Raw genomic sequence first — 13,111 nt, 5'->3', positions numbered from 1 at the left:
CGCCGGCTTTAACCGGCGTTCGGGAGGCTAACGGATAGCTCAGGCGTTATTGTCCACTTTGGCACGCGCTTCGTCACGTAATTCTCGTCGCAAAATCTTTCCGACGTTCGATTTCGGCAGCTCCGTGCGGAACTCAACCTGCTTCGGCACCTTGTAGCCGGTAAGCTGTCGGCGGCAGAAGGCGATCAGCGCCTCTTCCGTCACGGAAGCCTCTTTTTTCACTACAAACAGCTTCACCGCTTCGCCGCTGTTCGCGGACGGCACGCCAACGGCAGCTACTTCAAGCACACCAGGGTGCTGCATCACCACATCTTCGATCTCGTTCGGATAGACGTTGAAACCGGAGACCAGAATCATATCTTTTTTGCGATCGACAATACGCAGGAAGCCCTCGTCATCCATCACCGCAATATCGCCGGTATGCAGCCAGCCATCACGCAGGATCTCATCCGTTGAATCGGGACGCTGCCAGTAGCCAAGCATCACCTGTGGCCCTTTGATGCAGAGCTCGCCCGGTTCGCCCGGGGCGACCTCGTTATTGTCGTCATCCACCAGCTTGGCTTCGGTCGACGGCACCGGCAAGCCAATGCTGCCGCTGTGGTAGTCAATATCGTGCGGGTTGACGCTCACCAGCGGCGAGCATTCTGTCAGGCCATACCCTTCCAGCAGATACTGCCCGGTCAGTTTGACCCAACGATCCGCCACCGCCTGCTGCACCGGCATCCCGCCACCGGCGGAGAGGTGCAGTGAGGAGAAATCGAGCTTTCTGAACTCGTCATTATTGAGCAGCGCGTTAAACAGCGTGTTCACGCCGGTCATAGCGGTGAAAGGGTATTTGCCCAGCTCTTTCACTAAGCCCGGAATATCGCGCGGGTTGGTGATCAGCAGGTTCTGCCCGCCCAGCTCGATAAACAGCAGGCAGTTCATGGTCAAGGCAAAGATGTGATAGAGCGGCAGCGCGGTGACCACAAGCTCTTTACCACGATGCAGCAGCGGCCCGTAAGTCGCGTTTACCTGTTCGAGGTTTGCCAGCATATTGCGGTGGGTCAGCATCGCCCCTTTTGCCACGCCGGTAGTGCCACCGGTGTATTGCAGAAACGCCAGATCCTCGCATACCAGTTCCGGTTTGACATACTGCATGCGGTAGCCGTTTTGCAGCGCGCGGCGAAACGAGATCGCGTCCGGCAGATGATATTTCGGCACCAGCCGTTTGATATATTTAACGACAAAGTTGACCACCGTCCCTTTTGCCGTCGAGAGCTGATCGCCCATGCGGGTCAGAATGACGTGGCGCACCTGGGTTTTGTCGACAATCTTTTCAAGCGTGTGGGCAAAGTTGGAGACAATCACAATTGCCGCCGCGCCGCTGTCATTAAGCTGATGCTCAAGCTCGCGGGGTGTGTAGAGCGGGTTAACGTTTACCACAATCATCCCGGCACGCAAAATCCCGAACAGCGCAACGGGGTATTGCAGCAGGTTCGGCATCATCAGCGCCACGCGATCGCCCTTTTGCAGGCCAAGCCCCTCCTGAAGGTAGGCGGCAAATGCCCGGCTGCGCTCCTCCAGTTTACGGAAGGTCATCACCTCGCCCATGTTGATAAACGCCGGCTGGTCGGCATAACGGGCTGCTGAGTGTTCAAATAATTCAACCAGGGATTGATAACGGTCAGGGTTGATCTCCGCAGGCACATCGGCGGGATAACGATTTAACCAAACCTTTTTCAATGCATCACCTCTAAAATGAGTGTTTGTTGTCATCGCAGCCCCAGTTAATAAACAAGAAATTAACATTATATTAACTCAGCGTACCAGTTTGAAAATTAACCGGACGGAAGGTTGCGAAGCGCGTCACTAATTATTTTTGTCATCTAATACAAGAAACAAAAACAGCGGCCGGGCCGCTGTTTATTTTTCCTGTCAAAACAAGAAATTATTCTGTTACGACCGTTTGTACACGAGCGGGTTCAGGCGGATACCAGCCCCATGGACCGTAACCTGTGCGCCAGGGATAGGCTCCCGGGCCGGAGAACCACGGGTCGAGCGGCTGCGGCGGCATCATGATTTGCTGCTGCAAGCGCCAGCGTTTGTAGCCGTTAACCTGCATCACCATATAGGTGTAGGAGGCGCTGCCAACTTTACCCGCTTCGGTGCCAGTAATCGGCCCAACCACGGTGACCAACTGGTTACGGAAATCGACCGGATCAACAAAGCCGTTGATGTCGGCATAGATGCGCCCCACAGAGGGCTCGCCCAGCACCGGGCGCGCGCCTTCATCCAGCGGGACGGAGGCGATCTCCAGCCGGGTTTTGCCCTGCTGATTGATCACATTGATCACTTTCCCGCCGAAACGCCCCTCCTGACCGACATAGAGCGTTGGCGCATTCATCACCCGCACTAAATCTTGCTGCGGTGTCGGGCTGGTGCCCTTGATCGCATCGGGCACCGTCACGCACCCACTCAACGCTACCGTTACCAGCCCTGCCAGTAACAGCTGCATAAACCCTTTTTGACCCGCCATCATGCGACCCCTTAACTCAGTTAGTACTACTGAGATTCATTCCCGGCCAGGAAGTTTCTTCCACGCCACTTCGTTACGCAAATAAACCGGTTCCGCCTGTTCAACGGCAACCCATTTTTGCGCGGCAAAAAGCTGGCGGGCGATGGGCAACATATCTTCCGCCGTGGGCAGCAACATCTCGCCGTCGGTCAGCGTAAGAGGACTATTCGCTGCTAATTCAGGCCATGCGCCCCAGCCGGTGCCAACCATCGCCCAGTTGCCATCAAGCTGCTGCAAACGATCGCTTACCGCCTCAGGCTTCAGCACCGCTTCGGTCTCTTCACCGTGCCAGACGCCGTCGGCATCGCGCTGATACTCAGCCCAGTAGACTTCGCCCATGCGCGCATCAATGGCGGCCAGCACACGGGTAGCACCGGTTTTGCGCCAGGCACCCTGCGCCATCGTCGCCAGCGTCGAGACGCCAATCATCGGCAGCTCTGCGCCGAGGGCCAGTCCCTGGGCGATACCAATACCGATACGCACGCCGGTAAAGCTGCCGGGCCCGCGGCCAAAGGCCAGCGCGTCGAGATCGGTAAGCTTGACCTCGGCGTCGGCAAGGGCAGCTCTGACCAGCAGCAGAATGCGTTGTGTATGTTCACGAGGGCAAAGTTCGAAGTGAGCGAAGGTCGTACCGTCATTCCACAGGGCGACAGAACAGGCTTCTGTGGCGGTATCAATAGCCAGAATTCGCATGGGTATAGCAGTCCAGATTCAACAAAATGGCGCGCATCTTACCACACTTCGCGGAAAATTACTCCGCTGCGGGCCCGGCAAGAAACTCCACTGCGCGGCGGATATCACGCGTGCGCGGTGCCGGCGGCAAGCTGGCGAGAAACACCGCGCCGTAGGGCCGCATCACCAGACGGTTATCGCAAATCACCAGCACGCCGCGATCGTCAATATCACGGATCAGGCGACCGACGCCCTGCTTCAGCGTAATCACCGCATCCGGGAGCTGCACTTCATCAAAGGGATCGCCACCGCGCAGACGGCAATCTTCCATTCGCGCTTTCAGCAGCGGATCGTCTGGCGAGGTAAACGGCAGCTTATCGATGATTACCAGCGAAAGCGTATCGCCGCGCACATCGACGCCCTCCCAGAAGCTGCTGGTGGCAACCAGCAGTGCGTTACCGGCGTCAACAAACTGTTGCAGCAACTGCCCTTTACTGGTTTCACCCTGCAACAGCACCGGCAGGCTAAGTGTGGCACGGAACTGTTCTGCAAGATCGCGCATCATGGCGTGGGAGGTGCAGAGCATAAAGCAGCGACCGTTGTTGGCCTCAATCATCGGCCTTAACATCGCTGCCAGCTGGCGCGCAGAGCCTGGCTGATTAGTCTGTGGCAGATTGCGCGGCACGCAGAGCAGCGCCTGGCGCGGGTAATCGAAGGGGCTCGGCAGCAGCAGCGACTCGGCTTCGTCGATGCCTAACCGCGCGGTGAAGTGATGCAGATCGTCGTTAACCGAAAGAGTCGCGGAGGTAAAGATCCAGCTCCCCTTCTTCTCTTTCATCACTTCCTGGAATTTATCGGCAACGGTCAGGGGCGTCAGCGCCAGCGTAAAGTTGCGCGAAGTGCACTCATACCAGTAACTGAAGCCGGGCTGGTTGAACTCTTTCAGCCGCTTGAGACGGGCGCGGTAGACCGTGGCGCGCTCAAAGGCAGCATCCAGCACCGCCGAGCGCCCGAGGGAGAGTTTCGCCACGTCGTAACAGAGCTCAAGGGCGTCATCGAGCAGCAGCAGCGCACGCTGTATCCGCGCATCGGCCAGCAGTTCGCGCAGGTTCCCGCGATAGCCCGGCTCGCCGAGTTGCAGGCGGAAGTCCTGCGCGCTTTGCGCCAGCCGGTCGGCGCACTTCTGCAACTGCGCGGTATCGCGTAAATCGGTGCGGTAGGCGATGGTGAAATCTTTGGCCAGATCGAGCAGCTGGCGGCTGGAGAGCGACTGGCCAAAATATTGGCTGGCGATATCGGGCAACTGGTGCGCTTCATCGAAGATCATCACCTCGGCCTCCGGGATTAGCTCACCAAAACCGCTCTCTTTCACCACCATGTCGGCGAGAAAAAGGTGGTGGTTGACGACGACAACGTCGGCTTCCATCGCTTTTTTACGCGCCTTCACCACGAAGCACTCTTTGTACATCGGGCAGTCGCTGCCCAGACAGTTATCGTTGGTGCTGGTGACCAGCGGCCAGGCGGCGGAATCTTCAGCCACGCTGACGCAGGTGCTGATATCGCCATCTTTGGTCTGGTTAGACCAGGAGCGCAGCAGAATGACATCGCTCAGCGTCTGCACCGGCAGATCGCCACCGGCAATCGCTTGCTGTTCGAGACGCTCGATACAGAGGTAGTTTGAACGGCCTTTGAGCAGCGCCGTGCGCCCGGTGTACTCCAGCGCTTTTGAGACGGTGGGCAGATCGCGGCTGTAGAGCTGATCCTGCAGGGCTTTCGAACCGGTGGAGATGATCACTTTCTTCCCGGCGCGCAATGCGGGCGCGAGGTAGGCGTAGGTTTTACCGGTTCCGGTTCCCGCCTCAACCACCAGCGGCTGCTTTTTTTCAATCGCTTCGGTCACGGCGTAAGCCATCTGGCGCTGCGGTTCGCGCGGTTTAAATCCCGGTATCGCTTTGGCAAGCTGGCCGTCTGTTGCAAAATCGTCCGTCACACTACCCCCTGGTTAAATCGCCAGTGATTATGTCAGGGTGAGCGGATTTACGCCAGCCAGGTTTTTGTGGCACTCTTCCCGGCGAATCTATGTAACCAGGAAGGAAAAGGTGATGACAATTGTGCGTATTGACGCGGAAGCCCGCTGGTCTGATGTGGTGATCCATAACCAGACGCTTTATTACACTGGCGTGCCGGAAAACCTCGATGCCGACGCGTTTGAGCAGACGGCTAACACGCTGGCGCAGATTGACGCGGTGCTCGAAAAACAGGGCAGCGATAAGTCACGGATCCTCGACGCCACTATTTTTCTTGCCGATAGCGATGATTTTGCAGCGATGAATAAGGCCTGGGATGCGTGGGTCGTGGCGGGCCATGCACCGGTGCGCTGCACCGTGCAGGCGAAGCTGATGAATCCGCGTTATAAAGTTGAGATCAAGATTATCGCGGCGGTCTAACTACTCCTCCTCGTCTTCCTCATCTTCAAAGCGCGCCACAATCCGCTCGCCGGTATGGCTGGCGCGCAGCTCTTGTGCCACCAGGGTAATGGCCTCGCCGCTGCTCATGCCGCCTGCCATAAGCTCCTGAATACGTTCGACTGCTTTCTGCTGCTGTTCGTGACTGAGGGCGGGTAATCCTGCAAACATGGTCAACTCCTGATAAATTATCGGCGCTAATTATTCCACGCGTCTGTGCACTACGCCAGCGAAGACGCTCAAGAGCCAGGAATCATGAAACAGTTAACGCCTGCCCAACTCTCGCTCCCGTGGCGCCGCGACGCTGCGGAATTCTATTTCGCACCGCTCAGCGCGCAGCCGTGGGCGATGCTGCTCCATTCGGGGCATGCCGATCATCCCCATAACCGTTTTGATATTTTAGTCGCCGATCCGCTCACCACACTGACAACGCAGGGCGATATCACTTATCAGGATGGACGCGCGTCGCAAGGCGATCCGCTTGAACTCTTACAGCAGGCGCTGGATACGTGCGGTCTGCATGCTGAACCCACGAATGACCTCCCTTTCCAGGGCGGCGCGCTGGGCCTGTTTGGTTATGATTTAGGCCGCCGTTTTGAAAAACTGCCCTCACTGGCCGCGCAGGATATTGCCGTCGCGGATATGGCGGTTGGCCTCTATGACTGGGCGCTGATTGTTGACCACAAACTGCAGCGCGTAACGTTGTTGAGCCACGGGGATGTCAATGCGCGCCTGGCCTGGCTTGAGGCCCAGAGCGCACCGCCACAGGCTGAGTTTCGCTTAACCTCTGCCTGGCAGGCCAATATGAGCCGAGCGGAGTATGGCGAGAAGTTCCGCCAGGTGCAGGCGTGGCTGCACAGCGGCGACTGCTATCAGGTTAACCTCGCGCAACGTTTTCAGGCGCACTATAGCGGCGATGAGTGGCAGGCGTTTGTGCGCCTTAACCAGGAAAACCGCGCGCCGTTCAGCGCCTTCCTGCGCCTGCCGCAAGGGGCGATCCTCAGCCTGTCGCCGGAGCGATTTATTCGCCTGACCGGCGATGAGATTGAGACCCGCCCGATTAAAGGCACCCTGCCGCGTCTTGCGGATCCGCAAGCGGATGTTGAGCAGGCCGCCCGTCTTGCCGCCTCGCCGAAAGATCGTGCCGAGAATGTGATGATTGTTGATCTGATGCGCAACGATATTGGTCGCGTGGCGGTGCCGGGTTCGGTGCAGGTGCCGGAGCTGTTTGTGGTGGAACCCTTCCCGGCGGTGCATCACCTGGTGAGCACCGTGACGGCGAAGCTGCCGCCCGGACGACACGCAAGCGATCTGCTGCGCGCGGCGTTTCCCGGCGGTTCAATTACCGGTGCGCCGAAAGTGCGGGCGATGGCGATCATCGATGAGCTGGAGCCACACCGCCGCAATGCCTGGTGCGGCAGCATCGGCTACCTCAGCCTCTGCGGCAATATGGATACCAGCATCACCATCCGTACCGTCACCGCCTGTGACGGTCAGCTTTACTGCTCGGCGGGCGGCGGGATTGTCGCCGACAGCGATGAGGATGCGGAATATCAGGAAACCTTTGATAAAGTTAATCGTATCCTGCGGCAACTTGAGAGGTAATTCGTGGAGCAACCGGTGTTAACTCTGGATAACTTTTTATCACGCTTTCAGCTGATGCGCCCGCAGCTTAGTGCCGCCACCCTGAATGCGCGCCAGGCGGCGGTGCTGGTGCCGATTGTACGGCGTAAAGAGCCGGGCCTGCTGCTGACGCAGCGCTCAGCCATGCTGCGTAAACATGCCGGCCAGGTCGCCTTTCCCGGCGGCGCGGTCGACAGTACCGACGCCTCGCTTATCGCCGCCGCGCTGCGTGAAGCGCAGGAAGAGGTGGCTATCCCGCCGGAATCGGTTGAGGTGATTGGCGTCCTGCCGCCGGTGGATAGTGTGACCGGCTTTCAGGTTACGCCGGTGGTCGGCATTATTCCGCCAGATCTCCCCTGGCGTGCCAGTGAAGATGAAGTAGCGGCGGTGTTTGAAATGCCGCTTGCCGAGGCGTTGCGGCTTGGGCGTTATCACCCGCTGGATGTGCATCGTCACGGTAATGCCCACCGGGTGTGGTTATCCTGGTATGAGCATTATTTTGTCTGGGGCATGACGGCGGGGATCATCCGCTCGCTGGCGCTGCAAATCGGCCTGCGGCCATAAGCGCTATACTCTGTTTTGCGCACTTTGTGACGGCGAACTCGCTATTAGTTTAATAGAGGCCAGCGATTAGTTTAATTCATGTGAATAGTTAACCTGCTGGCACCCTTCCCTCTTACACTATGCGCAGTTATTACATCGTTACTGGAAACCCAGTAACCCTGTCAGGAGTGTAAATGTGATTAGTCTATTCGACATGTTCAAAGTGGGAATTGGTCCCTCCTCTTCCCACACTGTTGGCCCGATGAAGGCCGGGAAGCAGTTCGTCGATGATCTGGTCGAAAAAGGATTGCTGGAAAACACTACCCGCGTTGTGGTGGATGTTTACGGCTCACTCTCCCTTACCGGGAAAGGACACCATACCGATATCGCCATTATTATGGGTCTGGCGGGCAACGAGCCGGCCACTGTCGATATTGATGCGATCCCGGGGTTTATCCGCGATGTGGAAAACCGTGGGCGCTTGCTGCTGGCGCAGGGTCGCCATGAAGTCGACTTCCCGCAGAATGATGGTATGCGTTTTCACAGCGATAACCTGTCGCTGCACGAAAACGGCATGCGCATTACCGCCCTGAACGGCGATGAAGCCGTTTACAGCAAAACTTACTACTCCATCGGCGGCGGCTTTATCGTTGATGAAGAGCATTTTGGTAAAGAGACGCTCGACTCTGTCGCTGTGCCCTACCCGTTCAACTCTGCGACGCAGATGCTTGAGTACTGCAAGCAGACCGGGCTTTCTCTCTCCGGGATGGTGATGCAGAACGAGCTGGCGCTGCACTCGAAAAAAGAGATTGAAGAGTACTTTGCTAACGTCTGGACGACCATGCGCGCCTGTATCGATCGCGGCATGAACACCGAAGGCGTGTTGCCGGGTCCGCTGCGCGTACCGCGTCGCGCTTCAGCCCTGCGCCGCCTGCTGGTCTCCAGCGATAAGCTCTCCAACGATCCGATGATCGTTGTGGACTGGGTCAACATGTTTGCCCTCGCGGTTAACGAAGAGAATGCGGCGGGCGGTCGCGTTGTGACGGCTCCGACCAACGGCGCCTGCGGTATCGTGCCGGCGGTGCTGGCCTATTACGACCACTTTATTGAGTCCGTCAGCCCGGACATCTATATTCGCTACTTCCTCGCTGCCGGGGCGATTGGTGCGCTCTATAAAATGAACGCCTCCATTTCCGGTGCGGAAGTGGGCTGCCAGGGCGAAGTGGGCGTTGCCTGCTCGATGGCGGCGGCAGGTCTGGCTGAACTGCTGGGTGCAAGCCCGGAGCAGGTTTGCGTTGCCGCAGAGATTGGTATGGAGCACAACCTCGGTCTGACCTGCGATCCGGTCGCCGGCCAGGTGCAGGTTCCCTGCATTGAGCGTAACGCCATTGCCTCGGTGAAGGCGATTAACGCCGCGCGGATGGCGATGCGCCGCACCAGCGCGCCGCGCGTCTCTCTCGACAAGGTTATCGAAACCATGTACGAGACCGGAAAAGATATGAATGCCAAGTACCGTGAAACCTCGCGCGGTGGTCTGGCGATCAAAGTGCAGTGCGACTAAACTCAACGCTCTCAGCGCCGTTCAACCGAACGGCGTTTTTTTTTACCCGCTACGCCACAGATCAAGAATATTCCCCGCCGTTTGTGCATAAGCTGAGCAATTTCCCGCTACACTTCAACTGTGCTGGCATGGCAATCAGGCCAGGGATATTACAGGCGATCGGCGCATGCAAACGGCTCAGCGGATCATTAAAAGCTATCGACAGCGGCGCGCGACGGTCTGCGTGCTGGCGGGCATTGTCGCGCTGATATTGACCCTCGCCTTTCGCTTTGTTTCCGAGCGCAACCTCAACCAGCAGCGCGTCGCCTCTTTTACCCATCATGCAGTAGTAAATTTTGATCGCCTGCTGCTGCCGCTGGAATCGACCCGTAAGATGGTTTCGCCGCTTGTCGGCAAATCCTGTGACGGGGTGCATCTGCAACTGCGCAAAATCGCCGCCAGCCTGCAGACGGTACGCTCCATTACGCTGGTCCACGATGGGATCCTCTACTGCTCGAGCATCTTTGGCGATCGTCATGTTCCTGTCCATCAGTTGCAACCGAGCCTGCCGGCGAAAACCACGCTGCTGGTCCTCTCCACGGACCAATCCCTGCTGAAAGATCGCCCGGTGCTGATCGTCTGGTTCCCCACCGCCGCTGACGGTCAGAGCGGCGTGATGGAAGTGGTCAATATTGAACTGCTGAGCCGCTTAATGCTGGAGCCGCAGCCGCCGCTTATCACCCGCGTTGCACTCTCTGTTGCCGGGCGGCATCTGGTACAGGGAAAAGGTCTGCTGGAAAGCTTACCGCTGGCCGAAAATGAGAAGCGCTATCAGCGTACCTCGCAATTCTTCCCTCTTTCAGTGAGCGTGAGCGGCCCGGGTGCAACGCGGCTGGCGCTGCAACACCTGCCTTCACAGCTGCCCCTGGCGCTGATGATTGCGCTATTAACCAGCGTGATTACCTGGTTTACCACCGCCAGCCGTATGAGCTTCGCCCGCGAGATTAACCTTGGCTTAACCGGCCGCGAATTTGCGCTCTTCTGCCAGCCGGTACTGCATGCCCAGAGCCTGAAGTGCGTCGGCGTGGAGATCCTGCTGCGCTGGCACAATCCGCGTCAGGGCGCGATTTCGCCGGAGGTGTTTATTCCTATCGCCGAGGCGCAGCATCTGATCGCCCCGCTGACCCGGTATGTACTGATTGAGGTAGAGGCGCACCGCCATCTCTTTCCAGCCGACGCCCATTTTCATATCGGCATTAATGCCGCCCCCAGCCATCTGCGCGATGGCGAGTTACTGAAAGATCTGCACCGGTTGTGGTTTGTTCACCATCCGGTTCAGCAGTTGATCATTGAGTTGACCGAGCGCGATGCGCTGCAGGATGTTGATTCGCGCATGATGCGCGAGCTGCATCACAACGGCGTGAAGATTGCGATTGATGATTTCGGCACCGGCAATAGCGCCCTGAGCTGGCTGGAGAAGCTGCAACCGGACATTCTGAAAATCGACAAATCCTATACTGCGGCGATCGGCACCGATGCGGTGAACTCCAAGGTGACAGACATTATTATCGCGCTTGCGCAGCGGCTGGATATTGAACTGGTGGCAGAGGGGGTAGAAACCCCGCAGCAGGCGCAATATTTGCGTCAGGAGGGGGTTCAGTCACTACAGGGATATCTGTTTGCACAGCCGATGCCCATTGAGAATTTCCCGGCGTGGTTAGCCGGGAATGCGACGCCAGCCGCGCATGACGATCGGCTGGCTCCGCTGATGACGATTGAGGATCACTCCTCTTCGTCGTGAGCCGGTTGCTCTTTAACAATACGCACCAGATCGACCCGGTAGTCGTTTGCTTCCATCACGGTGATATGCAGCGGCGCAATGGCAAAGGTTTCGCCTACCGGCGGGATCTGCCCACGCGCGGCAATGACAAGGCCCGCAACGGTGGCGATATCTTCCTCTTCATTAACGAAGTTATCGAGATCCAGCGTATGCTGCAGCGCATGCAGGTCGGTAATGCCTTTCACCAGCCAGCCGTCGCCGTCGGCAATGATTTCCGGCGTTTCATCCGCATCAGGGAATTCACCGGCAATCGCCTCCAGCACGTCCAGCGGGGTTACCAGCCCCTGAACCACACCAAACTCATTGGTGACAATTACGAAGCTGCCGCGCGCGCGGCGTAATACCGCCAGCAGTTTGATCGGGTCGAGGGTTTCCGGCACCACAATTGCCGGCGACTCAGATGCGATAGCGGCAACATCGACGCCCTCTTCCAGCGACACCAGCAGCTCTTTGGCGCGCACAATACCGATCACTTCATCCAGTTCGCCACGACAGACCGGGAAGAGGCTGTGTGGGGAAGAGAGCAGTTGCTGACGGATCCCGTCAACGCTCAGATTGGCATCCACCCAGCTGATATCACCGCGCGGCGTCATAATGCTGCGCAGCGAACGGGACGCCAGCGTCAGGACGCCGTTGATCATATAGCGCTCCTCTTCCGCAAACGCGCCTTCCGGCACCGTTACTGAGGCATCGCTGTCCGTCTCAGTTTGCGTCGTATTCTGACGGCGACCGCCCATCAGACGCACAATCGCATCCGCGGTGCGCGCACGCAGCGGCAGGCGCGACTGGTTACGCAGAAAGTTACGGCGCGCAACCTGGTTAAAGAACTCAATGATAATTGAGAAGCCAATCGCGGCGTAGAGGTAGCCTTTCGGAATATGGAAGCCAAAGCCCTCTGCGACCAGGCTCAGACCAATCATCAACAGGAAGCTCAGACAGAGCACCACGACCGTCGGATGCTGGTTCACAAAGTTAGTCAGCGGCTTCGAGGCCAGCAGCATTACCGCCATCGCGATTACCACCGCCGCCATCATCACCGGCAGGTGATTAACCATACCGACCGCAGTAATCACCGCATCGAGGGAGAAGACCGCATCGAGAATCACGATCTGCGTCACCACCACCCAAAAACTGGCGTAGCCTTTACCGTGTCCGCCATCGTGATCGCGGTTTTCCAGCCGTTCATGAAGCTCCGTAGTAGCCTTGAACAGTAAGAAAATACCGCCGAACAGCATGATTAAATCACGGCCGGAGAAGGTAAGGTTCCACACCGAGAAGAGCGGCTGGGTGAGCGTCACCATCCATGAGATCAGCGACAGCAGGCCAAGCCGCATCACCAGCGCCAGTGACAGACCGATCAACCGTGCTTTATCGCGCTGCTTCGGCGGCAGTTTATCGGCAAGAATGGCAATAAAGACCAGGTTATCAATACCCAGCACGATTTCCAGCACAACCAGCGTCAACAAACCGATCCAAATCTGCGGATCCATTAAGAATTCCATGACAGGCTCCTGTTCAGGAAAACAGTATACGGCGCGCGAAAATGCGCAGGCGTGATGACATTGACTCTATTTGAAAGGGGGGAATGCGTGGCGCGGGACGGCCATAAAGTGAACTGACGTCGGTGACGATCCATACGATGGGCTACTGCCCTTTACTCCTGGTAACTTAAACGGAGGTTAAACATAGCAAAGAGCCTGGGTAGCTGGCAAAGATTTACCAGACTTTGCAAAATGTATGGATATTTTGCGCCACAAAATTTCATTTTTATGAAAGCTAAATTACGGATCTTCATCACATAAATTATTTTTTCACTCTCTAAAATAATTCGCGAAAGTTCCTAAACTTCTCTTTGAGTTTATCTCTGAATC

The 13,111-nt window shown here is 57.4% G+C and carries 12 protein-coding genes; 5 read left to right on the top strand and 7 right to left on the bottom strand.

Features of this window, described 5'->3' with window-relative positions; all coding sequences use genetic code 11:
- Positions 1-39 precede the first annotated feature (39 nt).
- The 4 genes from fadD to ABIC80_RS04060 form a co-directional block, all read right to left on the bottom strand.
- Entirely contained in the window at positions 40-1,725 is a 1,686-nt protein-coding gene (gene fadD / locus ABIC80_RS04075; RefSeq protein ID WP_200133744.1) for a long-chain-fatty-acid--CoA ligase FadD, read from the bottom strand.
- Positions 1,726-1,930: 205 nt separating this feature from the next.
- Entirely contained in the window at positions 1,931-2,518 is a 588-nt protein-coding gene (locus ABIC80_RS04070) for a Slp family lipoprotein (protein WP_023480101.1), read from the bottom strand.
- Positions 2,519-2,554: 36 nt separating this feature from the next.
- The gene (tsaB, locus tag ABIC80_RS04065; protein WP_429175592.1) at positions 2,555-3,250 is read right to left on the bottom strand and encodes a tRNA (adenosine(37)-N6)-threonylcarbamoyltransferase complex dimerization subunit type 1 TsaB; all 696 of its coding nucleotides are present in this window, start codon (positions 3,248-3,250) and stop codon (positions 2,555-2,557) included.
- Positions 3,251-3,308: 58 nt separating this feature from the next.
- Positions 3,309-5,219 (bottom strand): ATP-dependent DNA helicase, encoded by a 1,911-nt coding sequence (locus tag ABIC80_RS04060; RefSeq protein ID WP_429175589.1) that lies wholly within the window; start codon positions 5,217-5,219, stop codon positions 3,309-3,311.
- Positions 5,220-5,331: 112 nt separating this feature from the next.
- Between ABIC80_RS04060 and ABIC80_RS04055 the strand changes: the two genes are divergently transcribed.
- Positions 5,332-5,676, top strand: coding sequence for a RidA family protein (locus tag ABIC80_RS04055; RefSeq protein ID WP_023480033.1), 345 nt, complete (start codon positions 5,332-5,334; stop codon positions 5,674-5,676).
- Here ABIC80_RS04055 and ABIC80_RS04050 read toward each other — a convergent pair whose 3' ends face one another.
- Positions 5,677-5,865 (bottom strand): YoaH family protein, encoded by a 189-nt coding sequence (locus ABIC80_RS04050; protein WP_023480153.1) that lies wholly within the window; start codon positions 5,863-5,865, stop codon positions 5,677-5,679.
- An 84-nt stretch (positions 5,866-5,949) separates the two neighbouring features.
- Here ABIC80_RS04050 and pabB point away from each other — a divergent pair, with 84 nt between their 5' ends.
- The 4 genes from pabB (at position 5,950) to ABIC80_RS04030 (ending at position 11,201) form a co-directional block, all read left to right on the top strand.
- Positions 5,950-7,299 (top strand): aminodeoxychorismate synthase component 1, encoded by a 1,350-nt coding sequence (pabB, locus tag ABIC80_RS04045; protein WP_429175586.1) that lies wholly within the window; start codon positions 5,950-5,952, stop codon positions 7,297-7,299.
- Between the two features lie 3 nt (positions 7,300-7,302).
- Entirely contained in the window at positions 7,303-7,881 is a 579-nt protein-coding gene (locus tag ABIC80_RS04040; RefSeq protein WP_429175583.1) for a CoA pyrophosphatase, read from the top strand.
- A gap of 175 nt (positions 7,882-8,056) precedes the next feature.
- Positions 8,057-9,421: an L-serine ammonia-lyase gene (gene sdaA / locus ABIC80_RS04035; RefSeq protein WP_094419648.1), complete on the top strand. Its 1,365-nt coding sequence runs from the start codon at positions 8,057-8,059 to the stop codon at positions 9,419-9,421.
- A gap of 166 nt (positions 9,422-9,587) precedes the next feature.
- Entirely contained in the window at positions 9,588-11,201 is a 1,614-nt protein-coding gene (locus tag ABIC80_RS04030; protein ID WP_429175580.1) for an EAL domain-containing protein, read from the top strand.
- Here the strand turns inward: ABIC80_RS04030 and yoaE are convergent.
- Positions 11,183-12,742, bottom strand: a complete 1,560-nt coding sequence (gene yoaE / locus ABIC80_RS04025) for a CNNM family cation transport protein YoaE (protein WP_429175577.1) — start codon at positions 12,740-12,742, stop codon at positions 11,183-11,185. The two genes, ABIC80_RS04030 and yoaE, sit on opposite strands and share 19 nt — an antisense overlap.
- The gene (locus ABIC80_RS04020; protein ID WP_373456983.1) at positions 12,730-12,876 is read right to left on the bottom strand and encodes a protein YoaL; all 147 of its coding nucleotides are present in this window, start codon (positions 12,874-12,876) and stop codon (positions 12,730-12,732) included. The genes yoaE and ABIC80_RS04020 overlap by 13 nt, the downstream gene beginning before the upstream one ends.
- Positions 12,877-13,111: the final 235 nt, after the last annotated feature.

The sequence above is a fragment of the Kosakonia sp. 1610 genome (genome assembly GCF_050435845.1).
GTDB lineage: Bacteria > Pseudomonadota > Gammaproteobacteria > Enterobacterales > Enterobacteriaceae > Kosakonia > Kosakonia cowanii.
The sequence above is the reverse complement of the archived record's forward strand: the minus strand, read 5'-3'. Positions and strand labels throughout refer to the sequence as shown.